This window comes from Prochlorococcus sp. MIT2304 (assembly GCF_059772405.1).
In genome coordinates, this window is sequence record NZ_CM186286.1 from 550,195 (window position 1) to 573,416 (window position 23,222).

The 23,222-nt window shown below is 34.2% G+C and carries 50 protein-coding genes; 27 read left to right on the top strand and 23 right to left on the bottom strand.

Annotated elements, in window-relative coordinates; translation table 11 throughout:
* Positions 1 to 700: 700 nt before the first annotated feature.
* Positions 701 to 1,048, bottom strand: coding sequence for a hypothetical protein (locus AC6EIY_RS03350; RefSeq protein ID WP_498507597.1), 348 nt, complete (start codon positions 1,046 to 1,048; stop codon positions 701 to 703).
* Between the two features lie 146 nt (positions 1,049 to 1,194).
* On the opposite strand from AC6EIY_RS03350, the gene AC6EIY_RS03355 reads away from it, so the two are divergent.
* The 5 genes from AC6EIY_RS03355 (at position 1,195) to AC6EIY_RS03375 (ending at position 3,861) form a co-directional block, all read left to right on the top strand.
* Positions 1,195 to 1,575 carry a DUF1330 domain-containing protein gene (locus AC6EIY_RS03355; protein ID WP_498507598.1) on the top strand — a complete coding sequence of 127 codons (381 nt, stop codon included), beginning with the start codon at positions 1,195 to 1,197 and terminating at the stop codon, positions 1,573 to 1,575.
* Between the two features lie 390 nt (positions 1,576 to 1,965).
* Positions 1,966 to 2,403, top strand: coding sequence for a hypothetical protein (locus AC6EIY_RS03360; RefSeq protein ID WP_498507599.1), 438 nt, complete (start codon positions 1,966 to 1,968; stop codon positions 2,401 to 2,403).
* A gap of 205 nt (positions 2,404 to 2,608) precedes the next feature.
* Complete coding sequence (locus AC6EIY_RS03365; RefSeq protein ID WP_498507601.1) at positions 2,609 to 2,905, top strand: DUF1330 domain-containing protein; 297 nt, start codon at positions 2,609 to 2,611, stop codon at positions 2,903 to 2,905.
* 81 nt (positions 2,906 to 2,986) lie between these two features.
* The gene (locus tag AC6EIY_RS03370) at positions 2,987 to 3,136 is read left to right on the top strand and encodes a hypothetical protein (RefSeq protein ID WP_498507602.1); all 150 of its coding nucleotides are present in this window, start codon (positions 2,987 to 2,989) and stop codon (positions 3,134 to 3,136) included.
* Between the two features lie 413 nt (positions 3,137 to 3,549).
* Positions 3,550 to 3,861, top strand: a complete 312-nt coding sequence (locus tag AC6EIY_RS03375; protein ID WP_498508144.1) for a DUF3104 domain-containing protein — start codon at positions 3,550 to 3,552, stop codon at positions 3,859 to 3,861.
* 633 nt (positions 3,862 to 4,494) lie between these two features.
* On the opposite strand, the gene AC6EIY_RS03380 is transcribed toward AC6EIY_RS03375, so the two are convergent.
* On the bottom strand, positions 4,495 to 4,782 hold the full coding sequence (locus AC6EIY_RS03380) for a hypothetical protein (RefSeq protein ID WP_498507596.1): 288 nt from the start codon (positions 4,780 to 4,782) through the stop codon (positions 4,495 to 4,497).
* A 274-nt stretch (positions 4,783 to 5,056) separates the two neighbouring features.
* On the opposite strand from AC6EIY_RS03380, the gene AC6EIY_RS03385 reads away from it, so the two are divergent.
* Positions 5,057 to 5,182 carry a hypothetical protein gene (locus tag AC6EIY_RS03385; RefSeq protein ID WP_498507603.1) on the top strand — a complete coding sequence of 42 codons (126 nt, stop codon included), beginning with the start codon at positions 5,057 to 5,059 and terminating at the stop codon, positions 5,180 to 5,182.
* A 52-nt stretch (positions 5,183 to 5,234) separates the two neighbouring features.
* Here the strand turns inward: AC6EIY_RS03385 and AC6EIY_RS03390 are convergent, their stop codons facing one another.
* A complete protein-coding gene (locus AC6EIY_RS03390) occupies positions 5,235 to 5,405 on the bottom strand; it encodes a hypothetical protein (protein ID WP_498461871.1) in 171 nt (56 codons plus the stop codon).
* Positions 5,406 to 5,676: 271 nt separating this feature from the next.
* On the opposite strand from AC6EIY_RS03390, the gene AC6EIY_RS03395 reads away from it, so the two are divergent.
* The gene (locus AC6EIY_RS03395) at positions 5,677 to 5,805 is read left to right on the top strand and encodes a hypothetical protein (RefSeq protein WP_498507604.1); all 129 of its coding nucleotides are present in this window, start codon (positions 5,677 to 5,679) and stop codon (positions 5,803 to 5,805) included.
* Positions 5,806 to 6,003: 198 nt separating this feature from the next.
* Positions 6,004 to 6,168, top strand: a complete 165-nt coding sequence (locus tag AC6EIY_RS03400; protein WP_498507605.1) for a hypothetical protein — start codon at positions 6,004 to 6,006, stop codon at positions 6,166 to 6,168.
* A 934-nt stretch (positions 6,169 to 7,102) separates the two neighbouring features.
* Here AC6EIY_RS03400 and AC6EIY_RS03405 read toward each other — a convergent pair.
* The 5 genes from AC6EIY_RS03405 to AC6EIY_RS03425 form a co-directional block, all read right to left on the bottom strand.
* Positions 7,103 to 7,270, bottom strand: a complete 168-nt coding sequence (locus AC6EIY_RS03405) for a hypothetical protein (RefSeq protein ID WP_498507606.1) — start codon at positions 7,268 to 7,270, stop codon at positions 7,103 to 7,105.
* Positions 7,271 to 7,459 carry a hypothetical protein gene (locus AC6EIY_RS03410; RefSeq protein WP_498507607.1) on the bottom strand — a complete coding sequence of 63 codons (189 nt, stop codon included), beginning with the start codon at positions 7,457 to 7,459 and terminating at the stop codon, positions 7,271 to 7,273.
* A 723-nt stretch (positions 7,460 to 8,182) separates the two neighbouring features.
* Positions 8,183 to 8,338 carry a hypothetical protein gene (locus AC6EIY_RS03415; protein ID WP_498507608.1) on the bottom strand — a complete coding sequence of 52 codons (156 nt, stop codon included), beginning with the start codon at positions 8,336 to 8,338 and terminating at the stop codon, positions 8,183 to 8,185.
* 1 nt (position 8,339) lies between these two features.
* Positions 8,340 to 8,549, bottom strand: coding sequence for a hypothetical protein (locus AC6EIY_RS03420; protein WP_498507609.1), 210 nt, complete (start codon positions 8,547 to 8,549; stop codon positions 8,340 to 8,342).
* A 306-nt stretch (positions 8,550 to 8,855) separates the two neighbouring features.
* A complete protein-coding gene (locus AC6EIY_RS03425; RefSeq protein ID WP_498507611.1) occupies positions 8,856 to 9,017 on the bottom strand; it encodes a hypothetical protein in 162 nt (53 codons plus the stop codon).
* 284 nt (positions 9,018 to 9,301) lie between these two features.
* Between AC6EIY_RS03425 and AC6EIY_RS03430 the strand changes: the two genes are divergently transcribed.
* From AC6EIY_RS03430 to AC6EIY_RS03445, 4 genes are all read left to right on the top strand, one after another.
* The gene (locus AC6EIY_RS03430; RefSeq protein ID WP_498507612.1) at positions 9,302 to 9,487 is read left to right on the top strand and encodes a hypothetical protein; all 186 of its coding nucleotides are present in this window, start codon (positions 9,302 to 9,304) and stop codon (positions 9,485 to 9,487) included.
* A 190-nt stretch (positions 9,488 to 9,677) separates the two neighbouring features.
* Positions 9,678 to 9,821, top strand: coding sequence for a hypothetical protein (locus AC6EIY_RS03435; RefSeq protein ID WP_498507613.1), 144 nt, complete (start codon positions 9,678 to 9,680; stop codon positions 9,819 to 9,821).
* A gap of 19 nt (positions 9,822 to 9,840) precedes the next feature.
* Positions 9,841 to 10,143: a hypothetical protein gene (locus tag AC6EIY_RS03440; protein ID WP_498507615.1), complete on the top strand. Its 303-nt coding sequence runs from the start codon at positions 9,841 to 9,843 to the stop codon at positions 10,141 to 10,143.
* A gap of 179 nt (positions 10,144 to 10,322) precedes the next feature.
* The gene (locus AC6EIY_RS03445) at positions 10,323 to 10,520 is read left to right on the top strand and encodes a hypothetical protein (RefSeq protein WP_498507616.1); all 198 of its coding nucleotides are present in this window, start codon (positions 10,323 to 10,325) and stop codon (positions 10,518 to 10,520) included.
* 404 nt (positions 10,521 to 10,924) lie between these two features.
* On the opposite strand, the gene AC6EIY_RS03450 is transcribed toward AC6EIY_RS03445, so the two are convergent.
* From AC6EIY_RS03450 to AC6EIY_RS03510, 13 genes are all read right to left on the bottom strand, one after another.
* Positions 10,925 to 11,092, bottom strand: a complete 168-nt coding sequence (locus tag AC6EIY_RS03450; protein WP_498507618.1) for a hypothetical protein — start codon at positions 11,090 to 11,092, stop codon at positions 10,925 to 10,927.
* Between the two features lie 517 nt (positions 11,093 to 11,609).
* Positions 11,610 to 11,996, bottom strand: a complete 387-nt coding sequence (locus tag AC6EIY_RS03455) for a hypothetical protein (protein WP_498507619.1) — start codon at positions 11,994 to 11,996, stop codon at positions 11,610 to 11,612.
* 245 nt (positions 11,997 to 12,241) lie between these two features.
* Positions 12,242 to 12,589, bottom strand: a complete 348-nt coding sequence (gene psb28 / locus AC6EIY_RS03460) for a photosystem II reaction center protein Psb28 (protein ID WP_498507620.1) — start codon at positions 12,587 to 12,589, stop codon at positions 12,242 to 12,244.
* A 613-nt stretch (positions 12,590 to 13,202) separates the two neighbouring features.
* The gene (locus AC6EIY_RS03465; protein ID WP_498507621.1) at positions 13,203 to 13,403 is read right to left on the bottom strand and encodes a hypothetical protein; all 201 of its coding nucleotides are present in this window, start codon (positions 13,401 to 13,403) and stop codon (positions 13,203 to 13,205) included.
* 137 nt (positions 13,404 to 13,540) lie between these two features.
* Positions 13,541 to 13,714: a hypothetical protein gene (locus AC6EIY_RS03470; protein WP_498507622.1), complete on the bottom strand. Its 174-nt coding sequence runs from the start codon at positions 13,712 to 13,714 to the stop codon at positions 13,541 to 13,543.
* Between the two features lie 289 nt (positions 13,715 to 14,003).
* Positions 14,004 to 14,321, bottom strand: a complete 318-nt coding sequence (locus tag AC6EIY_RS03475) for a hypothetical protein (RefSeq protein ID WP_498507623.1) — start codon at positions 14,319 to 14,321, stop codon at positions 14,004 to 14,006.
* On the bottom strand, positions 14,318 to 14,467 hold the full coding sequence (locus AC6EIY_RS03480; RefSeq protein ID WP_498507624.1) for a hypothetical protein: 150 nt from the start codon (positions 14,465 to 14,467) through the stop codon (positions 14,318 to 14,320). The genes AC6EIY_RS03475 and AC6EIY_RS03480 overlap by 4 nt, the downstream gene beginning before the upstream one ends.
* A gap of 53 nt (positions 14,468 to 14,520) precedes the next feature.
* Entirely contained in the window at positions 14,521 to 14,928 is a 408-nt protein-coding gene (locus tag AC6EIY_RS03485; protein ID WP_498507625.1) for a hypothetical protein, read from the bottom strand.
* Positions 14,929 to 14,984: 56 nt separating this feature from the next.
* Positions 14,985 to 15,281: a hypothetical protein gene (locus tag AC6EIY_RS03490; protein WP_498507626.1), complete on the bottom strand. Its 297-nt coding sequence runs from the start codon at positions 15,279 to 15,281 to the stop codon at positions 14,985 to 14,987.
* A gap of 539 nt (positions 15,282 to 15,820) precedes the next feature.
* The gene (locus tag AC6EIY_RS03495) at positions 15,821 to 16,084 is read right to left on the bottom strand and encodes a DUF3104 domain-containing protein (protein WP_498507627.1); all 264 of its coding nucleotides are present in this window, start codon (positions 16,082 to 16,084) and stop codon (positions 15,821 to 15,823) included.
* A 303-nt stretch (positions 16,085 to 16,387) separates the two neighbouring features.
* On the bottom strand, positions 16,388 to 16,672 hold the full coding sequence (locus AC6EIY_RS03500; RefSeq protein ID WP_498507628.1) for a hypothetical protein: 285 nt from the start codon (positions 16,670 to 16,672) through the stop codon (positions 16,388 to 16,390).
* Between the two features lie 176 nt (positions 16,673 to 16,848).
* On the bottom strand, positions 16,849 to 17,154 hold the full coding sequence (locus tag AC6EIY_RS03505) for a hypothetical protein (protein WP_498507629.1): 306 nt from the start codon (positions 17,152 to 17,154) through the stop codon (positions 16,849 to 16,851).
* The gene (locus tag AC6EIY_RS03510; protein ID WP_498507630.1) at positions 17,151 to 17,285 is read right to left on the bottom strand and encodes a hypothetical protein; all 135 of its coding nucleotides are present in this window, start codon (positions 17,283 to 17,285) and stop codon (positions 17,151 to 17,153) included. Before AC6EIY_RS03510 ends, AC6EIY_RS03505 begins: the two co-directional genes overlap by 4 nt.
* Before the next feature lie 142 nt (positions 17,286 to 17,427).
* On the opposite strand from AC6EIY_RS03510, the gene AC6EIY_RS03515 reads away from it, so the two are divergent.
* From AC6EIY_RS03515 to AC6EIY_RS03545, 7 genes are all read left to right on the top strand, one after another.
* The gene (locus AC6EIY_RS03515) at positions 17,428 to 17,592 is read left to right on the top strand and encodes a hypothetical protein (RefSeq protein ID WP_498507632.1); all 165 of its coding nucleotides are present in this window, start codon (positions 17,428 to 17,430) and stop codon (positions 17,590 to 17,592) included.
* Between the two features lie 15 nt (positions 17,593 to 17,607).
* Positions 17,608 to 17,790, top strand: a complete 183-nt coding sequence (locus AC6EIY_RS03520; protein ID WP_498507633.1) for a hypothetical protein — start codon at positions 17,608 to 17,610, stop codon at positions 17,788 to 17,790.
* Between the two features lie 39 nt (positions 17,791 to 17,829).
* Positions 17,830 to 17,997, top strand: coding sequence for a hypothetical protein (locus AC6EIY_RS03525; protein ID WP_498507635.1), 168 nt, complete (start codon positions 17,830 to 17,832; stop codon positions 17,995 to 17,997).
* 1 nt (position 17,998) lies between these two features.
* Entirely contained in the window at positions 17,999 to 18,139 is a 141-nt protein-coding gene (locus AC6EIY_RS03530) for a hypothetical protein (RefSeq protein WP_498507636.1), read from the top strand.
* 257 nt (positions 18,140 to 18,396) lie between these two features.
* Positions 18,397 to 19,755, top strand: a complete 1,359-nt coding sequence (locus AC6EIY_RS03535; RefSeq protein ID WP_498507638.1) for a site-specific integrase — start codon at positions 18,397 to 18,399, stop codon at positions 19,753 to 19,755.
* Between the two features lie 8 nt (positions 19,756 to 19,763).
* Positions 19,764 to 19,937 carry a DUF8622 domain-containing protein gene (locus AC6EIY_RS03540; RefSeq protein WP_498508145.1) on the top strand — a complete coding sequence of 58 codons (174 nt, stop codon included), beginning with the start codon at positions 19,764 to 19,766 and terminating at the stop codon, positions 19,935 to 19,937.
* Between the two features lie 57 nt (positions 19,938 to 19,994).
* On the top strand, positions 19,995 to 20,120 hold the full coding sequence (locus AC6EIY_RS03545; protein ID WP_498507639.1) for a hypothetical protein: 126 nt from the start codon (positions 19,995 to 19,997) through the stop codon (positions 20,118 to 20,120).
* 296 nt (positions 20,121 to 20,416) lie between these two features.
* On the opposite strand, the gene AC6EIY_RS03550 is transcribed toward AC6EIY_RS03545, so the two are convergent.
* On the bottom strand, positions 20,417 to 20,578 hold the full coding sequence (locus AC6EIY_RS03550) for a hypothetical protein (RefSeq protein WP_498507640.1): 162 nt from the start codon (positions 20,576 to 20,578) through the stop codon (positions 20,417 to 20,419).
* Between the two features lie 393 nt (positions 20,579 to 20,971).
* Between AC6EIY_RS03550 and AC6EIY_RS03555 the strand changes: the two genes are divergently transcribed.
* From AC6EIY_RS03555 to AC6EIY_RS03590, 8 genes are all read left to right on the top strand, one after another.
* Complete coding sequence (locus AC6EIY_RS03555) at positions 20,972 to 21,079, top strand: high light inducible protein (protein WP_011125327.1); 108 nt, start codon at positions 20,972 to 20,974, stop codon at positions 21,077 to 21,079.
* 20 nt (positions 21,080 to 21,099) lie between these two features.
* The gene (locus AC6EIY_RS03560) at positions 21,100 to 21,219 is read left to right on the top strand and encodes a high light inducible protein (protein ID WP_011294968.1); all 120 of its coding nucleotides are present in this window, start codon (positions 21,100 to 21,102) and stop codon (positions 21,217 to 21,219) included.
* Positions 21,219 to 21,365 carry a high light inducible protein gene (locus AC6EIY_RS03565; protein ID WP_498507351.1) on the top strand — a complete coding sequence of 49 codons (147 nt, stop codon included), beginning with the start codon at positions 21,219 to 21,221 and terminating at the stop codon, positions 21,363 to 21,365. The genes AC6EIY_RS03560 and AC6EIY_RS03565 overlap by 1 nt, the downstream gene beginning before the upstream one ends.
* On the top strand, positions 21,365 to 21,514 hold the full coding sequence (locus AC6EIY_RS03570) for a high light inducible protein (protein ID WP_498507641.1): 150 nt from the start codon (positions 21,365 to 21,367) through the stop codon (positions 21,512 to 21,514). The genes AC6EIY_RS03565 and AC6EIY_RS03570 overlap by 1 nt, the downstream gene beginning before the upstream one ends.
* On the top strand, positions 21,514 to 21,633 hold the full coding sequence (locus AC6EIY_RS03575; RefSeq protein ID WP_498507642.1) for a high light inducible protein: 120 nt from the start codon (positions 21,514 to 21,516) through the stop codon (positions 21,631 to 21,633). The genes AC6EIY_RS03570 and AC6EIY_RS03575 overlap by 1 nt, the downstream gene beginning before the upstream one ends.
* Positions 21,634 to 22,140: 507 nt before the next feature.
* Positions 22,141 to 22,305: a hypothetical protein gene (locus AC6EIY_RS03580; protein ID WP_498507644.1), complete on the top strand. Its 165-nt coding sequence runs from the start codon at positions 22,141 to 22,143 to the stop codon at positions 22,303 to 22,305.
* A 133-nt stretch (positions 22,306 to 22,438) separates the two neighbouring features.
* Positions 22,439 to 22,609, top strand: a complete 171-nt coding sequence (locus tag AC6EIY_RS03585; RefSeq protein ID WP_498507645.1) for a hypothetical protein — start codon at positions 22,439 to 22,441, stop codon at positions 22,607 to 22,609.
* Entirely contained in the window at positions 22,602 to 22,964 is a 363-nt protein-coding gene (locus tag AC6EIY_RS03590) for a DUF3104 domain-containing protein (RefSeq protein ID WP_498507646.1), read from the top strand. Before AC6EIY_RS03585 ends, AC6EIY_RS03590 begins: the two co-directional genes overlap by 8 nt.
* Before the next feature lie 88 nt (positions 22,965 to 23,052).
* On the opposite strand, the gene AC6EIY_RS03595 is transcribed toward AC6EIY_RS03590, so the two are convergent.
* Complete coding sequence (locus AC6EIY_RS03595) at positions 23,053 to 23,220, bottom strand: hypothetical protein (protein ID WP_498507647.1); 168 nt, start codon at positions 23,218 to 23,220, stop codon at positions 23,053 to 23,055.
* Between the last annotated feature and the right edge of the window lie 2 nt (positions 23,221 to 23,222).

A 23,222-nucleotide genomic window follows, 5' to 3' on the forward strand; every position in this document is an offset into this window, starting at 1 on the left:
GATTGCTAAGTAACGAGCGTAAAAATCAAACAAAGTTGAACAATTAATTCACCAAGGTCAAAATTGGATTTTTTATCGTTACCGTTGGCGAAACAGTCATTTGTTTTTGAAGGAAAGGCAAAAAAAATCCTTCACTGTAGAGAGTTAACTAATGGTTTTTTTTTACAAAAAGTGCAGCCCTAACGAACTTTTAATGAATTAGCGAGGTGAGAACTGGGATTTTGACTACCGCCCCCCGATCTAGCTTGATGATGCTTCCGTTTCATGCCATCGACAACTAACTAGAACAATAATAAGTCCACATATCTTATGTTGGGTTGAGGTAGGGCTTTCCCACTATCTTTTCACAAATAGGAGGAGTAGACCAAAGATGTAGCAAGAGGAGGTCTTTATGAGACTATTCACTCCCTTCACCATTCCAAAAAAGGAAAATTGCGACCTTTGCAGAATTAACAACAACAAGAAAAAAGCAGTTGAAAACCACTTTTTAGATAACCTTTTCAAAAACATTTATAGGCAAAGATTTGATTTTGTTTTTGACTGACCTTAACAACGTCAGCAAAGCTCTCACGAATAACAATGTTTTTGATGAGACTAAGGGATAAATGGTATTAACAGAAAAAATCAACATTTTTTTTTAGAACTGCGCCCAATAACAAGTGGAGAGATCCAACAGCTTTTAGGATTGTTTTATTTTCATTTATTTTCCAATAGCCTTTTGACTCGTACAAGTTTGATATGCCAAAGCCTTGGCAAAATCCTTTGTATCAAGTCCAAATTCTTCTAATTGTTTAGCATTAAATTTTTCAAGAACTTCAGGCACGGTATATAGCTCTGAATAAGTACGAATACACGAATTCTTATTCCTTGATTCTTGAATGACAGGATTGACCCAACATCCGAATAGAATTAAGAATCCACCAAAAGTGACTACTCTTCTATGGTTTCTCCACCATTCATAGTTGTTGAGATTTAGTGCTTTTTTAAAATTCATTAAATAAAAATCTTTTGTCGATGTAGCAGTAATTGTTAGTTCTAACTTTGACATATAAGCATTTTTTTAAATCAATGGCTAGCTCATATCTCTTTATAATTAGATAGCCTTCTAGTACCTTCTGAGTAACAAGAACAATAATTGGTTAGGCAGTTAACTAGGTATCAGTTAACCTCACAGAGATTCTATTAAAATTCAATATGAAAACAACTGCGATTGTTGGAATTGCTACTGCTGCGATAGGTCTAATAGTAGGTTCACAACTTCCCAAATCTGGAACTGCGGGTTATGCAGTCATTACAGGAACGACAAAAAACAGAGAGGCAGCTAAAGAGTATTTCCAAAGCATTAATAAATTCTCAAAAGAATGTGGATTTACTACCCTAGTGCTTGATCGAAGTACAGATATTCGAGAAGGAAATAAAAAAGGAGATGGTGGTCCTCTAACTGTTATTGCAAGACATCCAAAGGGTAAGGATGCAGCTATCAAATGCTATGAATCTGAGGAGTATCAAAGATTAAAAGCAATTCGAGCTCCACATACAGATTGGAACTTTCGTATCACAGAGGGAAAGCAATAAAAAAGTGGCCTAGATGCCCCTTTTTCATGTGTTCTCTAATAGGCCGTTTGATTTCGACGAGAGTCAAGCAACCAACATATTGATTGTTTGGAGCAACTGCTTCTCACTTTTCATAGGAAGGCTTACAAGCATCTAGAAGTAATGAAGCAATATGCCAAGAGAGAGATCTCTCATAGTCCATATAAGAGTGTTCTAATTTCATCAGATAATTAAAACTATAAAAAAACGAACAGCTTTAATCGTGTAACCGTAAATAATGGAGGGTGCTTACTCTCCCTTTAGGGCCGACAATTTGGGAACAGTATCACCAGCCACAGCTAATTACAACTACATAATCGAAATAAAAATATGGAGAATATTGAGGGCTAACGATTCGCTAGTCTCTCAATCATGAGTGAACCTGAAGTCCATCCAAAGAAATATTTTGACCAAATAGAGGTGTTTGGCTCCATGGAGAAGCGTTCATGGAGCCATGGTACAAAATCACCGAAGAGATTCTTTATAAATAAACCAAAATGTCCTGTAAGAAACCCCTTCGATAGAATCGATGGAGTTGTAAGAGAAGAGGGAATTAAAATGTTTGATAATTTGGTTTGGCAGAGTTGGCATGAGGATGGAAATATTCCAAAAGCAGCTAAAAAGTGGCTTGAAGCAAGAGTGAAAGAGTATGAATCTGGAACAAATATTGATCTTGTTTGTAATTGTCGAAGATTTAGAGGTCAAGATGACGCTTTAGGTCTACAAGCTAAGCACCCTTGCGATTGTCATGGCTATACATTGAAAAAATATATTGAATTTTTAGCTAGTAACTCTAAAATTAGTTATTAAATATTCAGTAAAAAAAGTTTTCCCGTCCTGTCTTTTCTTTTTATAACTTTTGCCTGACACAGCTGTTTGTGGTGGATATGTGTCAGGGATGAGATCAAAGCTAAACCCAAAAGTCAGATAAATTAAGGGAATTTAAAGGATTCTCAAATATACATATACAAAGTAGATGGAGTATGTGAAACTCTTTTGAGTTATTTTCTGTTTCATGGCTAAGGGTTTTTGGATTGTCACAACTACGGTTACTAATCCAGCTTTTGCTGAATATGTTGAAGCCTTTCAGCCTTGGGTGGAATCTGTTGGTGGTTCTGTTTTTGCTAAAGACATGGAAGCCGAAACTGTTGAGGGAAAGGGTGGAAAACTAGGAGTCATAATTGAGTTCCCCTCAAAGCAAGCTGCAATTGATGCTTTTAATAGTTCGGAATATCAAGAACTAAGCAAATTACGTTGGGCTAATTCAATAAATACCAATATCACTATCATCGATGGCGAAGTAACTCATTAATAAGAGTTCAGCTTGATTTGACTGGACGTAACGGACAGAAGAAAATGCATTTAAAATATTGAAGCTATTTACAAGTACATAGTGAAAAAGGTTATTTCATTAGTTTTTGCTCTTTCAGTGATTGGAAGTCCATCCCTTGCATGGGGTTTGGGTGAAGGGGGCTGCTCTTATTCAAAAGACAAAACAAACCAAGAAACAAAAACTAAGCAAGTAAAAGAAACTGACGCTTAAGTTGGAAGACCAAGTAAACCAGCCAGAATTTTTAATTGAATATCTTGCTGGTATCAAAAAAGGTGATTTCTACGAGGAACCAGTTCAAGGAGAGTATCCCGATTGGTAGATTCAAAAGCTCGATTGACAGTCGATTTTTTAGGAAGCTAACTGCCCTCATTTTTTTTGTATGTATGAAATACAGCACTTCGAGTGACTGGTACTAAGTAATTAAGGATTGTGAATTTCTGTTATGGGAAAAAATTCAGTTAATTCTCAAAAAGAATTGGAAATATTGAAGATGTTTTGGAATCTATGAAAGATCTTGCCGACTCATTACTCAAAGAAAACAAGTGGGCAGAAAGTCAGATTGTAGTTGCCTTACAAATTCTTTTGATAACAACGAATGATTCACTAAAAGAATAAGAGACTTTATTTCTCAAGTCAAATTCAGAGATACCGTTTTAGTTGGTGAAGATGAAATTTGCAAAGTTCTCTCATTTGTTAGAGGTGCAATAGATACACTTTCTCTCACACTTTTTCAAGTCGCAAATGTCCATACAGGTGAAATTAAATTTGTGCATGGGGAGGAAGTAGGAGAAATAGTCGCCGCATACGAACAAGAAGTTAAGCAAAGATTGGAAACCCTACCTCAACCGAACTTCAGTTTTAAAGTATTCGCCATTATGTTTGTAACAGCGAGAGCGAGTAACTGGGTTCAAGGCTGTGTTGCGTTCAAGCTCTAGTCAGAGAAGGGGGACAGTTGTCGAAATCCTGTCCCTAACTCTTTAACTCATAAAAAATTTATTTCGTCTGCCTTTTGGTAAACAAAGGTGTGTTCATTTTTATATTTTCTACTTACCAGGTTTAACCATCTTTAATCTTGATTAAAAGCTTTGAGTAACTACATAGTCTGGCAAACCCTCCCAAAGAAGACGGTTTTCTAGTATCGATGTCATACTTTTGCTACAACAAGTGTTGGGAAAATTAGTTAAGTTTATACAAATTGGTCATTGATTTGTTCACTCCCTATCACTCAATACTGTTTGGAATAATGCTCATTTCCGGTGGAGTTTCACTTTGGCAAATGGGTGATGGAAACGACTTTGTTTAAAGATCGAAAATAAATAACTTCTTCTCAAACGGTAACGATAAAAAATCCAATTTTGACCTTGGTGAATTAATTGTTCAACTTTGTTTGATTTTTACGCTCGTTACTTAGCAATCAAAGAAAATCAATGAATCATTAAATGCTCTCGAGGGGGGCGAATTGTTGATGCTTAAATAGATCATTCAGACAATTAAAAAGCCTCTACCCTTCTTGAAAGGAAAGAGGCTAACTACAAATCAATAATTACACAATGTCCACAAGCTACTTATTAAGCAGCAACTTTTTCTTTCTTTTTCTCGGCAGGAGCAAGAGCTTTGATCTCTTCTTGTAGCTCATGCTCTCTATCATCAAGAACCTTTACTCGAGCTTGATAACTCTCTTCCAACCTCTTACGAGAGGTTTCAATTTTGTCTAGCTCTTCTTGATGTTGCTTACGCTTGATTTCTTCTAGCTGACTATCAGAGACAACATAAACCGTTCTAATAGGAGAGAAGAAAGAATCAGCGAATAAGGCGTCAAATAAAGAGGAGTACATTACATTTATTTCAAAGGACATATTTACTTTGACTCGACTACTTGGAATTTAAAATGTTGCAAACCGAAGAATTTGATACGGCCTCTACAACCAAGATCAGTTACTACTACTAAATAGTTGGGTATACCGATAGATTGCTATGTTAATCTTTTTTGTCGTTCAAAAAATTAATTCTGATACATTAGGCGTTGCGAATAATATTCTTGGTATCTTCTTTACTTACTACTATATGTCTAATTCGTACTTTTCAATAAAGGAATTAAATCACAACATATCTATAAATCTTAATTAAAAAATGACTCTTGAGATTTCAGAAATTGTTCTCGCTAAATCCTTTTTGGTTTTAGGCTTGCTTGCGTTTGCTTGTATCGGATTCGCATCTTTAGTTAATCAAAAACAAAATGGAGCAGCTGTTAAATAAACTTATGCTCTCCTTTTTAATAGAACAATACCTTCTGAAAAAAGCCAAATAGTTAATCTCCTTTTTTATTATCCTCACCTGAATAAGGTTGAGTCCCTATATCTGGTGGTGGATTATTACCAAAGTCATCAACCAAAGCATCTGCTTCGCTGGTGAATAATTTGCTGAACCATTGCTTGGTTGCAATGATGGCAGTCCAAATTTTGTCTCTTTTTCTACTCACGACAATATTCCTTTTATAGTTTCTCCATTATAAGACAGGTGTTTTTCTTATTCTAACCTGTTCCAACAGGGTTTAAAAATAGATTAGGAGACAGGGAACGCAGGTAGAAAAAATAAGTGCCTGTCTCAAAGGGGGCGACCAAAATCTCGCCCCCTTCTTCATGCTTTTTTTTCATTGAATTTGTAAAAAGCGAACTTGCCAATAATTAGTTCTTCCTACTAAGTAGGTATAAAATGTCTATCCATTATCTACTATGAGATTTGCAGTCAAAATGGTTAATTCAAAAGGAAAGGCACACGAAGAAACCATCATTGCCAACAATAAACAAGAGGCAATGTGGCAAGCACAGGATTGCAATCCATTCTCAAAAATTATTAAAGCCAATTGGGTTTACAAGTAAGAGAATTCCTTAAAGGAAATCTTCCTCGCATGTTGAATCATTCAACCATGTCGACATGATCTAAAACAGCTAGAAAATCTTTGTAATGACTTTAACTTTTTAATTTTATTTGTTATGGTATGCCATACGTTCGTCTGGTTATAACTGGACGCATGACATGGAAATAGGGAACGGGATTTCCATTAACAGATAAGGGTTATGAACAACCTAGCTTTAACTAAAAAGCGTATTAAGAAAGCAGAAAGGCTTCACGCCGCTCAACTTGCCGCGACGCAAAATGGAATGCTTGTTTCCTATAGGCGTTCTGCTTTTGAAGAAAGGCAAAAACAAGCTCGTGAAGAAGTCGCAGGGAAGGATTATTGATTGAGAATCCATTGCTGAAAGTTAAAGCTAGGGGGCAATTAGCTCCCTTTTTTTTATTTACACCTCTAACCTTTATCACCCAATTCAGATAAGCATATATCCGATTTAGTGAATAAATAGATAGACAAAAAGCTACAACAGCTCTCAAACTTTGATTTTTAGGATTATTCTAGCCTCTCTTTTTGCTCTGTTAGAGAGAGTTCTTTGTGGGTGATGTCTGTTTGCTTTATATAAAGTTGATTGTCAAAGCTTTATATTCTTCTATATATTTTGTAGAAAACAATCTTCGAGATAAAAGTATCTGATTGCCAAAAAAGTAAATTAGTTTGCTAAGTCCATGGAACATTCTTTTACTATGAATTAAAATCAACAAGCCAACACCTGCGAATGACAAGAGAGCTCCTATCATTACACTATCATTGCAATTGATTGGGATGTTGAAGCAAAATTAAAATAAATTTCATTTTTCAAACCTACCAAAGTCAAGCAGACCATAATGATTATTTTTTACTTAAAGATGAATATTTTAAACTCTACTTGGTAGACGTTACTTCTTTCTTACTCCTAATTGGTTAATCATGTGAGGTGGAATCTTTGGGACATCAAATCTGCTAATTAATTTTAAAATTCTTTTTCTAATTGTTTTTGAAATAAAAGCCATAAATCTATTAGTCGTGGTTGTTTTGACGACTCACCAAGTACTTTATATTCTCTGCTAACTGTTGAATTGACGCAAGTGTATGGTGTGTCTTTATTGACTTTTTTAGCATTTTTATAAATGAATGACATTCATTACATTCTTGATAGCAGGGCTTTATATCACAATATTGTTTCCACTGAAGTTATTCATCTGGGCAATATATACAAAAACAGCGCTAATAGATATGAAAGTTATGGCTAGATATAGAGATTGATGAGTTTGATTTACTTTGTCCTACTGAATAATTCCTTTTGCCTTAAGCAATGGTGTATATGGGCAATCATCTCTACTGAGCAATTCAAGTACTGAGGTTATAGAGTTTCTAGATCCATCTCTTAAAACTTTTTCTAAGTAGTCACATATTTCAAGAAGTTCAACTTCTGTAGGAGATTGTCTAGACATCTATCTGAAATCCTCAGTGAACTCAATTACATCCCTACTTATTCCTAGACTCATCGCTTCTTCCTCCAAGGTTAAATTACTTTGTTCAATTTCTTTTCTATAATTCATCATGGCTTTACTTTCATTTCCTGTAGGAGGGATTCCATCAAGTACATCGAATAGAATACTTTTCCTTAGTTGCGATTCCATAAGAAAGTAACCTCTTTTTTATTTATGCCTAAAAATTAGTTTCCGAGAAATAATTTTTTAAACAATTCTATGTATCAAATGGATGGTTATCTAGGGGACTTTTATATGCTGTGTTATTCCGAAAGATGTCAAGAAGTGGTCATTGCAGTAAATCTTTAAAAAATTTTAGCGATGAGAATTTGTAGTTAGAGTTTCATTTAGAAATAGGCGTATTTATCGCAGACTTAGTCATCTTTTTTTTGATAAAGATCGAGAACGTTGAAACCACTTAGTACTTTTAAACAAAAGAAAAAACATTGCCAACAGCACTAAAAAAGCTAAAGCATCTAAATAAATGAATATCTGAACGGAAGAGTTCACAAGTTTTTTATGAGGTGGTCATAGCACTTTTTGATATAAAAATCTTTTCAAGCTTTTTTCTTTCCCTTGTGAGTTGATCTTGGGATAACCATATGACCTTATTAAAAAACAAAATAAATTTAACAACAGCTAATGGAACTAAAATCAATAGATACAAGCTATGCAAATCCATTAAGGAAAAAAAAATCAAGACGCTATAAAAACAAAGTATCCAATTTATAAAATCAAAAAAATAAAATATGATTCTTTTTTTGGTCACATATTAACTAACTTGAAGCGTTTTTCTATTACTACGTTTTTCTATATGATCTAGTTAACCGCAAGGCTGAGGAGAGCTTTTCGATAGAGTGCGTTGATTATTAATTAAGCACTTTTGTTTTTATCTGAAACTTTTCGGGCTTCAGTTCGTACAAGAGTAGCCTCAACTTGAGCAAGTACTTTATCTAGTTCATCAGTTTTTATTAATGATTTTTCTGCCATTAATCTGAGTTTTTTAAGTTCTTCAGAGACTGATTTCATATCATCTCTTTGCAATAATTTTTGATGTTAAAGGGGTGTCAATAAATAAATAAGTAAAAGTTAAGGTAAAAAAGGCTAGCAATGCACTTAAAAATAAAAACAGTACGAATAAACCTGTACTTGATTCAATATGTAAAAAATCAGCAGCCTTTGTTAGTTCGTTTCCAGTAAAACCCATAAATAATAATTTAACTTTCTCTAAAATAATCATTTTAAAAATATATGAAGTAGTTAAAGGTTGATGAGACAGACTAAAAATACATATTTCAATGTGACTTATAATCCAATTCTATCTTACAAATGCTAATTGAATAGAAAGTCAAGTTATTTATATTCAGAAAAAAGTCCTCCCTATGGGCTAGAGAGAACTAAAAATGCTTTATTAATTTAATTATAAATATGATTAGATTAAGAGCCACTTTAAATTTGAAAAGAACATATCAAAATATACATAATTAATAAATTTTAAATACCTTATTATGTAAACATTTAGAATTTAGTTAATTAATTTTTTAGATTAATCATCTTTTTTGGGCTGGCTTTTCCCAATCGCTGGAGCATTTACACCATCAAAATTAGGACCAACTATTACTCCTACAATCGCAAAAAGTGCTATCGAAAGAACACCTGCCAATACTGCCGTCGGAGCAGGTGTTCCAACTAATGAAGCAATAATCATAAATCAATAAAATAATTAGAAAGAAGCTAATTTAGTAAAAGCTTTTTGGTAGTAGAAATAAGAGATATGTAATTAATATGTATTTAAATGATTTTTAAAATGTAACAAATAATGGATTGATGACTATTTTTTTGTATAGATAAATCTTTTAGAAATTGATTTAGATCAATTGTATTGGAGCCATTATTCAAGAGCCAGACTAATGAATATAAATACTTACGAGTAAGCCGATCTATTATTTTTTATTTAATTAATTTACCTTAATCCGTCTTTTTCATTTATTGATGGGTCAAATTCAAGCATTACAAGAAAGCTTCTCCGTTTTTCATTTGCTTCTATTATGTTTTAGTCCTTTGCTTCCTTTTTTATATTTTGAATTAGTTTCTAAATTACTAAAGAAAGACGATGACGATGACGATGATAGAGGTGGTGGAATCAATGTCTTAGCTTATCAAGCTTCAATAAACTAAGTAAAATAATTCTTATCTTTACCACTGAGATTCAAGAGAATAGGTATATTTACTGTAATCTTTCTTCCTGTTTAGTTGACAATTTGATACCAAAGAATATGTTTTAAGAACACAAATATTAATTAAGTAAAGGTTCAACCTAGAAATAGTAATTCATAAGATAAGATTTCGATTCATTTAATCTAAATTAATGAAATCTGCTCAAGATAGATACTTTTATTGCTTGGAAAGTTGTCACCACCATGAACAAATTGAGACTCCAAAAAGGATTTGTTTAGCAGTGTTAACAGATGATCCTTTTGACAATCCAAAAGTAAGTATTGCTCAGCCTTAAATTTATCAAACCTAAATATATGGCTTTTGATTTTAAAACTGTAATTGAAGATTATTGTGGAACAGGAAAACTCTCAGAAGAAGAAGTTGACTTCTTAGAGAGGGAGCATATTAAAACAATGAGTACAATTAGTGAAATATTATCTCCTTCAATTGCCCATTGGAATATTTGCGAAGCCTGTAATCTTGAACAAGGAAGTTACTGGATTACTTGTAATGCCTCAATCCTTGATAGGATTCGTCCAGTTAGGACAGGAAAGCCAAGAGCTTACAAATTATTTGATGCTCTTTGTCAATATAAGCTTTATGGACAAAATACATAATTCAATTAATAAGAAAAGTGTTCATGGTTGAAAAATGATTTTTAATTAACCTATACGTGCTTAGTACAGGATGAAGCACATAATATAAAGAAAAAATTATCACTTACATTTTTCATGAAAATATGAACTATTCAAATTTTCAAACGGATGTAGTTTATTAAAAATACAAGTTAATAATTATGATTTCTAGAGAAAATGCTCATAAAGCAGTAGTAATTATGTTCGAACAAGCAGTAAAGCGTATGGAAGAACTAAATGAGCCTGGCAGAAGGTGCCTTTACGAAGAATATAAAGAATGGATAGAAGGTCTTGGCGATAAAGGGGAAGAACAAGATGCGATGATCTTTAAATATATGGGCAAACCTCAAATCAACTAAACTTTATTTCACCCAAGCTTTTTGAATTGAGGAATGAATCCTATAAATTCTTTCAAAAAATGGTTACTAAATATATTAATGCCTTATATGGAAGGAAAAAGGAAGCAAAAAGGAAGGGATAAAGAATGAATGATCCCTGGAAATAGATTAGAAGTCTGAAATATATGTATGACTAAGATCAATTTTTTAGAAGTTTGAGGCGGTAAATTTAGAAAGTAAATAGTTTTTCTAATGCCTGCCTGAATTCCTAGGCAAAGAACCTAGCTTGGTTTATTGTTTTTATTAGAAGATGTCATTCTCTGAAGCTTTTTAAGCATTCCTGAAATTTTGAAGATTCCGAAGGGAACTAAAACAAAAATCGAAAAAACTACTGCCAATTTATAGTCATCCATGGAGAAGAAAATCTAGTTAGCCATCATAAAAAATATAAAAGCACCACCAAAAATTATTTTTGCAGCGATACCGAAAGCAATTATTTTCCCAAATCTAATTTTTAATTTAAGTTTGGTGGTATTAGTTTTGGCTGGATTACTGGAATTAATTATAGAAGTTCTTCCAAAAAGTGTTTGCATGATTATCGATCAAATTTATCTAAACAAACTAACAACTTTCCAATTTGTTTGAGATAAAGGATACTAGCATCGAACTTCTTTTATCTAATTTTGTAAAATAAAATAGTCTTATTTAGCAGTATGTTTATTTGAACAGGTCTCTCTTTTTACAGGTAAAGTAATTCATCACTCTTTCCAATTGTTTTTACTATATTTAATTGTAAAGAATTCTGCTAGATTTTACTTACATGTCATTTATATTCTTTTACTGCTTATCAATTACACTTCTATTTGTAATAATTTTTACTTTTATATCAACTTTTATCGCAAAAAGGAAACCTGAATTTGTTCATCAAATTCAAGTAAAAATAGTTAAAAATCATTTAGAGCAAATATACAATCTGAATACCTTTAGAGACTCAGTACATCAATAATCGACTTTTAGCAGAAGCAAGTCTCAAGATCACTTTTTATATTAAAATTGAGAAACAGTATCTAATGAGTATTCATCTAAAATTCCTGGAATTTTTTGATTAGCTTAAAAAACGTCTTTAATTGTAAATTTAATCCATTTTATAAAAGTAAATGGATTTAATAAGGATTTAATTTCTCTATTACCGGTCAATACAAATTCTAGTTTAAGAAAATCTTTAAGACGTTTAAGTAGTCCTGAAGAAATAATTTCATCAGAAAAATAATAATTTCTTGTACATTCAGAAAGTTCATTTTCAGAAACTTTTATTTCAATATTAGAACGCAGTTTTATAATCAGAAATTCACCTGAAAGTTCACTACTGTAATCAGTAACTATACCCTCGGGCATGAATGCTATTTCTCTACTTGACTCATCTTTCAAATTATATTTACTTTTAATAGTATCAATAATCACTGGAGAACCTAAGGGTATTTTCTGTTTTTCAGTCAATTTATCTTAAATATATTTTTAAAATCTTAAAAAGAATAACTTGCTCTTGTAGCACTCTTAATTACAAATGATCGTAGAAATAATCACCAAGGTCTTGAGTATAAGATCACTTTAATATGGTTCATTTAGGCAATAGGTGCCAAGAAAATAAGAATTAATAAGTATATAAAACACGGGTGGAGCTGGAGAAAGATTGCTGATATTTATGGTGTGAGTCCTACTTCTATCACGTGGCGGAGTCTGACTTAGCTCCCTTCATATGAAAGACCATATTTCTTTGCATATCTATTAGCAAATCTCATGAATCTATTGAAATCACCTTCTGTCCTCCAGCTGTAAATAGCCTCAATAGCAGTATATTTCCCATTTTTTCTAGATACAGCAATGTGTATTTCACTAGTAGTAATTTGTCCTTCCTCATCTAGTAAATACATTCCTTGTATTTCTTTGAAATCATCTGATAACAATGCTTCTGGATTCTCAAATCTAAAATAAGCTTGACCTCCTTGCCCTGACTTGCTTTTTCTAAGTCTTATTTGAGGTACAACTTTTTCGTCAATGCCATTAAAAAATTGTATTGCAATAGCCGCCATGTTCATCTTTTGCTAGTGATTTTTACTTTATTAACTATTTGCAATCAGGATTTTTAAAGCCTCATTTCGTACTTCGATATGTAGCTGATATACACTTTGTCAGCGCCTCAAAAGTTAGGCAGTGGTATTTGGGTTAAGTCCTAACAAAGAGGAAATTCAGTAGTTATCTAATCCTTCTTTCTATACTTAATCATTGCAACAGGAAGTCAAACAGTAAAAGAAACTCCGATAACAATAATCAAAATCTCTAATGGAGAAAAGATTTCAACACCAAGTCCATTTTTAGCAAAAAGCATTACTTAAATACTCCTGCAGTAATTAGAGACATTCCCTTCTTCATTACGAATAAACTTTTTTTGAATCTTTTCGCTAGCAATTAATCCCTTATTTGAGTCTTTAAGCGAATAATATTCAGCACATAAAAGTTTTGCTTTATTTACTTTGAATTGAGGAATTAATCCGAGAACAATCGCAACCAAAGCTGCAGTTGAGGTTATGACGAAACTTGAGGACCTTTATGTGGTGAAATAAAAAAGTGGCTAACTGCTCCTAAAATAAATCGATTTCAACCGAGAATTTATAATGTGTTAATAGATAATAATGAAATTTGTATTTAATTTCTTTGTAAAATAGGAATCATTTTCCCCACATCAAAATCATCATCATCATCATCATCATCATTTAAAAATCTCATTCCAAAATCCCAACCTAGATAGCCTAAGAATGTGAAAAATAAGGTTTTTAAAAGTATTCCATGAGAAATATATGTGGCTAGTCCAATAATTATTCCAAAAAAGATTATTAATATTTCCAAGAGTATTATTAAAAATTGGATGCTAACAAAGCAATTTTGTTTCTTGATGTCTCTTATTTTTATATGAGTATTGATTTTAAAGACATAAAAATAGTTCATTTAATCCTGAGCTTTACCATTATTTGTCAGGCGGTGGTCTATTGCTTCTGAATGATTCCTTTCGCTTTAAGAATAGGCGTGTATGGACAATCATCTCTGCCAAGCAATTCAAAAGCTGATGCAATAGAGCTTCTTGATCCATCTATTAAAACTTTTTCAAAATATTCGCACATTTCAAGAAGTTCAACTTCTGTGGGAGCTTCTCTTGACATCTATCTGAAAGCTTCAGTGAACTCAATAACGTCTCTGCTTATTCCAAGCCTCATCGCTTCTTCTTCCTAAGTTAAAAAACTTTGTTCGATGTCTTTTCTATAATTCATCACCCTTTTATTTTCGTTCCCTAAAGGAGGTATTCCATCAATGACATCAAACAAAATACTTTTTCTTAGTTTTAATTTTGTAAAAAAAGTTATCTCGATTGTTGATCTACACGGTTTTAGTCCTACAGCTATTAAGAGGTGGTCTGTGGCTTAATCCCGCCGCTCGTCCCGCCAAGACGTTTTATTTTTTAATCTTTTTAAATTTAAAGATGCCCATTATTCGTTCACCAAATGAACTCCAAAATATGACAACAAATGGGCTCAATGCTATTAGACCAGTGACGAAACGAAAGCTTTCACCAATTCCAAATACTATTAAACAGAAGACTAAAGCCCCAACGATTAAGGCGCTTTTTCTTTTTTTTAATAAGTCTCTAAATCTTTGCTCTTGAGAAAAATCCTTCTTTATCTTGTTAGTGCCTTCAAGGTATGGCATTCCTTCTATGTAAGGCACCAAGATATTTAATAACCATTTCTTGGTAGCATTTATAGGATTCATTTCAAAGCCAAAGCCCAATTTGGTGTTTTTGAATTTACGCCAAGCCTCTCCTTAACTTCACATGAGTTAATCTTGACGACTAATCCATTACATGGAAGGTTCTCAAATAATTCACCAGCAAGCCATTCATTGTGCCATCGCTTCACTTGCTTGGGATCAGCAGTTCTATTTGTAGGCGGGATTTCAAAGAACCAACTTTCTAGCTTTTAATGTCTTCGATTTCATCATTAGTTGATCCAAGAATTTCATAAGCAACAAAACTAAGTCCATGACCAGTAGGAACTTTCTTTCTTAGGTGTTCAGAGGCTAAAGCCTGAGATTTAGTTCTACTTAAACCTGGCCCGTAAAGTTCTCCTCTTATTTCAACTGGATCTTCAGAAACAGCTTGTCCATCCTCTGGAAGTTCTAAGGGAAGATTGCAAATAGTTCTAGCTGCCTCAGTAACATCTTTTCCAGATCGAGTAAACGCAGCAACTAAAGTTCCAGATTTGTATCTAAGCCCTAGAGCACAACCATCAAATTTTGGTTGCACAATCATGGTTTCATTTCTGGCTTTCTCTGCCCACCATTCGCTAAAGCAATAATTATCTAAACTGAGCAGCTTCATTGTTACGATGATATTTACAGCGTTAGGCCTACCCATACTAAGCTGTGGTCTTTGGCTTAGTTCTTATCCTTGTATTGATTGGAGGCCTTCTCAAGAAACTCCACAAACTCTTTTTGTTTAGGAGTTAGTCTCTCTTGTTCTTGATCTTCTTGTTCCCACGCTTGAAACTGAAAATAAAATATTGCGGCTAAAGCTATGAAAATTGAAAGAAGTCCAGCCCAACCCCAAAATTTATGTTCAGTAAAAAGATTGGTTAAAGATGACTGTTCTACATATCTTGCATCCATCTCGCTCTGAATACGACCAAGCCATGGGTCAGCAGTAATTATAAAATTTTCAATTAAATCATTCATCACAGCAATGTTAGGTTGAAAAAAGGTAGAGTTGCACCAAGTAAGAAATAAACCAAGCAGCAAATATAATTTTTCCCAAGATTAGAAAAGAAGAAGCTTTAAAGCCTTCTTTTCGAATGCTGCTATTTTAGTTGAAGTCATACAAGAAAGAAAACCCTAAGGAATAAAATTCTTTATGAGAAAAGGGAAGGATTTCGACAAACTTTCACTCCTCAAATTCGAGCTTTACACGCAAAAGTTCCATAAAAGTCGATACTCGCTTTAGCGAGAATAGGGACTGCTATGCAGTACAGCCCCCAACTCTAATTAATGGTGCTTCCGTATAACGCCACTAATATAATTTAATACTAAAAAGTAATTAATGAATTTATGGATCGGGTGAGGTAGGGCTATCCAATCTTTTTTGTTTTCTAACTTGATTTCGCTTATATATTTAAATGAGGCCAAACCTCATCAAGGCATAATTGACTTTATGTAGTACGAGTCGATTAATAACCCCTTTAGTTATTGGAATTTCTAGAGGGGTTTCTTGTTGGTTATTACTGCTGCTGTTGTTGCTGCTGAATTTGCTCGTAGAAAGTAGAGGGCTTTTTAATTGTTGTCCGATATTCGCAAACTATGTCTGTAACTTCCTTACCATGAATCCATCGGATTTCGCCTGAATCTACGTTGGCAATTTGAAAGAGTGAGGGTGCATTAGGATCACGAGAGCCGCCAACAAAAGTAAGAACTTTTCCAATTTGGTCCTTTTCATATAGAACAGCGTCCCCAGGTCTGACTTTTAAAAATAAAGGTTCTTCCATATGTTCATTCTGTCAAAATCCATCAAGCAAGGGAAGTATCCTTTTAGACCAATTATTAAATTCGTTGGTATTGACCTTATCGTTTAACTCCTTCGATTTTATTTCCTTGTCATTCGATAAGAGACATAAAAGAATAATCCAAGTATTGCAATATTTGCTATGGCATATGTGATTGCTATTCCCATTAGCTATCAGCCTTATTTTTTCTAAGAAAATAAACCCAAGTACAAAAGCCAATTAATAATGTCGCATCAAGCGCAAGATGCCAAGGGGCTAAAAGGTTATGGACAAGTTCGTTCATTATTAGTCATCTACATCAATAAAAGCTCTCGTCACTTTAATTAGTTTTTTACAAGCTTGAAAACTACCTGCCAAGGTCAAAAGTACGGCAATTATTAGAACAACTCCGGTGTAATAACCTTTTAAACCCAAACCATATAAAAACAATAAGGCTGTCACCGTCCAACAAATAGTTGTAGAAATACCTTTTTCATTCTTACCTTCAAAAAATTGATCTAGTCCAACAGGCCAACCAATTATCAACATAAATAATGAGGCAAGAGCCTTTTTCTCTTTTTTTCTGAGCATTTCTATAAGAGTTTAAAACCCATATTGCCTTTTTTTTTAGTCTTACAACTGATAGGCGAGTTTATAAAAAATGACTGAAATTAAATGATATAAGAAAAGCTTTGAGAGCAAGTATTTATTCACAGTGTAGGAAGTCATTGGTTCATATTATTTATCCAAGGTGAGGTAACTAATCTTTAATTGGTAGCGAAATAACCTTGTCGAACTAGTTCATCAAATACGATTGCACCTTTTGCTTTTTGACCAATCAATGGTGGCGAGCACTCATCTAAAACAGCCGCTAAACAAGTAATCCAAACACTGCCTTCGAAAACATGTGCAGCCTTGCAAATGTGTTTCGGTGCAATTTTTAGACAACCTTGAGTACGAGAAACTTTAATACTTTCTATTTGAGTATCTAGTTCTATCTCCAGCATCTGTAATTCATCCTTTGTCATCTCTGAGCCTGAGGAATAGCATTCAAGTAATAATTGATAATTCATTTATTTTTTTTCTCTGTTCTCTGCTCAAAGCCATCCTTAAAATAAGAGCCTGATTTATTAAACCAAGCGAGTAATGCTGCTATGGGTAGCCCTATCAAAAAAGCCACTGGCCATTTAGAAGTATCTTCCATTTAGTAATTTTAAACTCTACCGACTGAAGTAAAGCCTTTTTCTCATTACTATTAATTCACTAGGGAGAAGTACTTGAGTAAAAGCCGAGGTGTTGGAATCACAAGGAATCAAGTAGAACATATTCATCCGATCAGGAGGTTTATGAAGCTAAGAACCCCATTTTCAGTCATCAAAAACGCTTTGAGTGATATTCGAGTTATGCATGATTTCAATTACGAAATCCCAGCTGAAACCAGAGAGGAGTTTTGGAAAGAAGAATGTGAACTCCATCCAACTTCCTCAACATGCAAAGTTTATGACGACTAATAAAACAGAGATTTAATGGATCCGTTCGATCCTGCCCTTCAAAGTACAGCTGTAACAGGAGTTAAGCCTTTGTTAACTCTTGCAATTTTTGCTGGAGTAGGCTCTTTTTTCCTTGGAGCACTTGTTACTGCTATCAGAAGAGGAATGAAAGAAGACAGTTGGTTCAAGTTCAACAAAGAACAAAAAGAGCAAGACTGAGCAATTTCTTTTTTAAATCTCTAATCTGAACAAAACAAATTGGAGTCAATACAGATATGTATGGAATTATTTGATGAGTTCGAAATTATTGGTGGGATCATTCCTAACTTGATTGGCTTAGCAGTTTTTTGTGGAGTAATTATTTATTTTGATCAAACTAGAAAAGCAAAAGTAAGACGAGGAGAAAAAGTAACTCCTCATCAATAAAATGATTTTCTTTGCCAAAGCTCAAATTATTGGTGGAATCGTTCCAAATCTGATTGCTTTTGGTTTGTTTCTTGGAGCAATTGGATACTTTGCTTTAACAGGAAAAATGGCTGAGATGTTCGGCTTGAAAAAAAAGAAATAAAGCTATTACTTGCGAGTAAAGACTCAGGAGATCACGCTGAGATCCCAGTCTCACTTTCCGATTAAAAAAGACAGGCTGGAAAATCTGTCTCTAACTGATCGTGGCGAAAGGATTCTAACCTGCGACCTAGTGCTCCCAAAGCAAGGGTACTGCCTTAGCTAGAACGGTAATATTTAACCTATAAATTTAATTATAGCCTTTCTACTAATCCTTGAGACTGTAAACTAACGACCACCAAAGGTTGCTATTACCCCCAAGTGGGGGTAAAAATTAGAAACAAGAAACCTATTGCTCTCTTGCCTAAAAAATCCGATCAACCAAGTTGGGTAAAAGAATTTAGGAAAGCCGTTAAAGCTTCCACTCCAAAAGGGTGGTTGGTCATGCAAGGAAAGAAAGAATCCACAAGGGTTCAAATTCGTAAAGACGCTAAAAAAATTGCAGACATAACAATCCCATACGCATGGAAGGAATCAGATTGGCCTAATGCACTGTTAAGAATTAGATCAGCAGCAAAAGCTTATGAAGAGTCAGGGCAAAAACTAGATTTAAGAACTTGCTTCAATATTGTTCATACAGTTTCAAGTGAAACCGAAATTGATTGGGTCGGAGCTTTAGTTGCTTATAGAAAATACAAAGGCAAAAAGGTTAAAGACTCAAATTGGGAAAATAAATATATGCCTGTCCTTGTTGATTTCAAACATGACATTTTTGATGGTCAAAGAAAATACAAAAAAGATTCCCAGGGTAAAAAGATTCCTTACTCGCCTAGCAATATTGAGCGACTAGCCAAGAAATATTCCAACGGTAAAGCTCTTTGCAAAGCAGCCTTAAAAAGATGGGACCAAGGAACAACACAACATAGGCACATGCGCCTTGCTCTTTATGGATTCCTTAGGTATTGCGTAGAAGAACAAAACTTTGAATCAATTTGGATGCCTCCGGCGGTTACAGCTAAAGATGCTGTGGGAGAGGTAAAACGAATTGGATACCCATTAACTGATGCTCAAATAATTCGATTGTTAGATTCATTCCCCATTGATGATGTTGGTAATAAATGGAGATTTGCTTTTCAATGTATGGCTGTTTATGGCTTACGTCCTGAAGATCTTCGCCACATACACACCCGCAATGGTGGACAAGAAATTTGGTCCAATTATGAAAAATCTAAGGGTGGCAAAAAAGGTTACAAAACAGAACCAAGGCGTTTATATCCATTGCTTATCCATGACGTTGATGGACCTATCTCCTGGCATCTAAAAGAACAGCTACATATTTGTGAACAAGAGGGTAGATCAATGATTCCAACTCTTGGGAAAGAAGGTAATGCTGCGGCTGCTTGTAAAACCTACTTAAGCCGGAGAAAAGTTTGGGATGCAATTAAAAAAGAAATTGCAATAGAAAAGCAAGAATTAACCCCTTATTCATTCAGACATCGCTACGCCTATTACGGTCACAATCGACCTAAAGCAGATGGAAGTTATAGATCACCTAAACAAGTAGCTGAGGCGATGGGCCACACGTTGGATACTCACCTTTTAAGTTATTCCAGATTTCAAACAAAAGATCTTGCTAGTGCCTTTGATGAAACATCACTATTAGTAAAAACCGCTGCCTAATGCAAAATATGTTCTGCGATATTTGTAAAAAAGATTGCTTAGTTCAATATCGAGTAACCAATACTCAATCCAAAAGTTGGTTCTTTACTTGTAAACAGTGTTGGCAAGACTTTTCTAAGACAGATGGTTATAGATATGGCGGTACAAGAAAAGCTAATCGCAGAAAGAATAAAAAGTTATAGTCCCCTATCTTTTTAGCTGACTACTAAATCTAATTGACATGATATGGTCTAGCTTTTTTGACCTTGTGGAGTGGCATTGATATTGCAGCTTTAGCAAACTCAGAAGAATACCTGTGGGGTTGCCTTAATTATGAATCTATGGTCGGAGCATGGAATGATTTTATTACATTGGCGAAACGATAACTATTCGTCTATGTACAAAAGACAAATTGAGTTTATTCTCCAGTGCTAAAGAATACAAAGTAATCTCTACTTTTAAGTAAAAAATACTTCTACTTTTTTAAATGCTTTATGAGAATTTTTAATTCTTTGATCCTCTCTTCAGCGGCTTTTATTTTTTCTTGTCTTGTCATAAATTAACTCCTCATCATATTAAAAAGAAATACAGAAAAGATTGATAATTTCGTGGCCATGCCGAAAGTAATCAACTTACCGAACGTTTTGTTACTTCTAATGTTGTTCGTTGAAATCATTAGTTATTAAATAGTAGTCATGTAAGCAAGGAATCCGACAGGAACGAAAAGCAACGCAGCAATTGTAAAGCGAACAAACTTACCGGTACTTGAATCTCTTGAATAGTCAGTGAAATGCTTAGTGTTATTCCACTCGGACCAATTTTTTGGGCTCTTAGATGATGTCATTGTTAGTTAAGCGAATACGGTAGTAGTACCAACTTCGAAAGCACTATCTAATAAAAGAAGTGCAGTAAGATTCAAAAGAACGATTAGTTTGCAGCACTATGTGTATAGATTGCAAGCATTACTAAAAGATTACTGTTGATTTGGCAATGCCTTACGTTAAGAAAAGATCTAATGTGCTGTAGGACGGTTGAAGTAGGGCTAACCAGTTCGGGCTATTTTTACTTATTAGAGTCATTAACAGATCTAATCATGTAATAAAGATCTCTCTAATTAGTTGCTGTAGTTAGTGTTTGAGGTTTAAAGCTATCAAGCATTAGGAGAAGCCGTACCGAACCGTATCTTTCATTCAGAAAATTCATATTTTATGTTTTACAAAACAAATCAACTTTAGTAATGACTCCAGAAGCAGAAAAGTTCAATGGTTGGGCAGCAATGCTTGGCTTCGTAGCGGCATTCGGCGCATACGCAACAACAGGTCAAATCATTCCTGGGATTTTCTAAGCCAACAACTACTAATAAAAATGCAACCATCTAACAAAACAATTCTAGAAAGAAGCATCGGCAGACCAGCCATGATGGCATTCGTTCTACTAACAGGTATCTACTTAACAACCGGTCAACTTATCCCAGGAGTTGTTTGATGAAAAACAAAACTACAGAAACACCAAGAGTAGAAGAAGGCAAAGTAATTGCTGAAAGACTCAACGGCTACGCAGCATTTGTTGGATGCTGGGCACTCATCGGTGCATATCTAACAACTGGTCAAATCATCCCAGGTGTCGTGTAATGACTACTCCAAACAACAACACCAGCAGAAAAATTGATCCTGAAAAGATAACTGCTGAAAGACTGAACGGCTATGCTGCATTATTTGGATGCATTGCTCTAGTCGGTGCTTATGCAACAACAGGTCAAATCATTCCTGGTTTTGTGTAATGGAAAACAATTATTGGAAAACAGCTGAAATAATGAATGGTCGACTTGCAATGATGGGTCTTCTTGCAGCTGTTATTAATTACGGTTTCACTGGCTGGATAGTCCCAGGAATTGTTTAATTCTGATTATTAAAATAAATTTTACAATTGTCTCTTCTCTTTCATGAAGTAACGCTTTTTATTGGTAAAGAATTCAACGTTGGTTTTTCACTGATGGTTTAATAAGAAAACTATTTTCTTGTGTCTAGTCATTAAGCCAAAAACAACGCCTAATAGTTACAGGTCAGTCAAAAAAAAAATCAAATCTTTGCAGATAAAGGTTTAAAAAAAAGGTTATCTAATAAATGTTTTTCAAATGGTTTTTTTTCTTTTCAATTCTGCGGAAATCACAGTTTTCCTTTTTAGGGATGGTGAAAAGAGTGAATAGTCTCATAAAGACCTCCTATTGCTAAATCTTTGGTCCACTCCACCTGTTTTCAAAAGGGAGAAGTAAAGCACTACTTGAATTGTAGTAATGTCGTCTTTACCTACTTATTCTCATTTATTGCGACTATTGTTCGTTCGCCCCAGATTATGCGGTGCATTTGATAGAGTTTGGGAAGAGGATTTCCAGTTATTGAATAGGTAATGAGAAACATAGCTTTAACTAAAAAGCGTATTCAGATAGCAGAGAGGCTTAACGCTGCTCAACTTGCAACATTTAAGAAAGAAGTATTTACTTCTTACAAACCTTCAGTTTTTGAAGAAAGACAAAAGCAAGCTCGTGATGTAGTTGCAGCAATGGTTTCTTAATTCAGAATCGAATTGTTAATAGTCAATCGATAGGGGGCAGTTAGCCCCCCCATTTTTCTGGTATAAATCAAACACAGCAAATTGACTGGTTTGTAGTAAGTAATCAAACATTAGTAATCGCTATGACTGAAGAATGGAAACCATCACCCATCAAACAAATGGGGTGATTAGCAGCAGTTGTGAATTTATTAAAGACGAAGCCAATGACTTACTTGAAGAACTCCAATCCCCCTCTGACTACATAGCTGGAATTTTGAAATCAATAGACAACGATTTTGAGAGAAAGGGAAAAAAAGATGCATGAAATAGAAGAGGCTCAACTCTTCCTTCAGGTCAAGTCCAGAGATACCGTTTTAGTTGGCGAGGATGAAATCTGCGAAGTTCTCTCATTTGTTGGAGGTGCAAGAGATCCTCTGGCACCTACACTTTTTCAAGTCACAAATGTAGATACAGGCGAGATTAAATTTGTGCATGGTGAAGAGGTTAGAGAGATAGTTTCCACTTACGAGCAAGAAGTACAAAAAAGAATTGAATCTCCGACTGAAGGACCAATAACTAATCTCCTTCCAACGGTTGAAAACTATGAGAAAAAAATATGCAAAAAGAAATTGAAGGGGAATCAGAAGGAAAGCCCTACCTCAACCGAACATCAGTTGTAGGCAAATGTTTTCTAATTTGATTATGTCGGTAATTGGAATGTTCAACCCTTGTTTTACTGACAAACTTTTCACCATTGACCAATCCTGATCATGAAATTCTTTGCAACTTCACTTTGCGCATTGGTTTGCTTGTTAGGTATTCCAGCAATTTATCAAGTATCAACCACTCCAGGAATCTTCTACGTTTAACTACCATGTACGGAATTAACGAAGCAACAATCATTGCCAGCTTGGCTATTCCTGCGGGTATGTTCATTG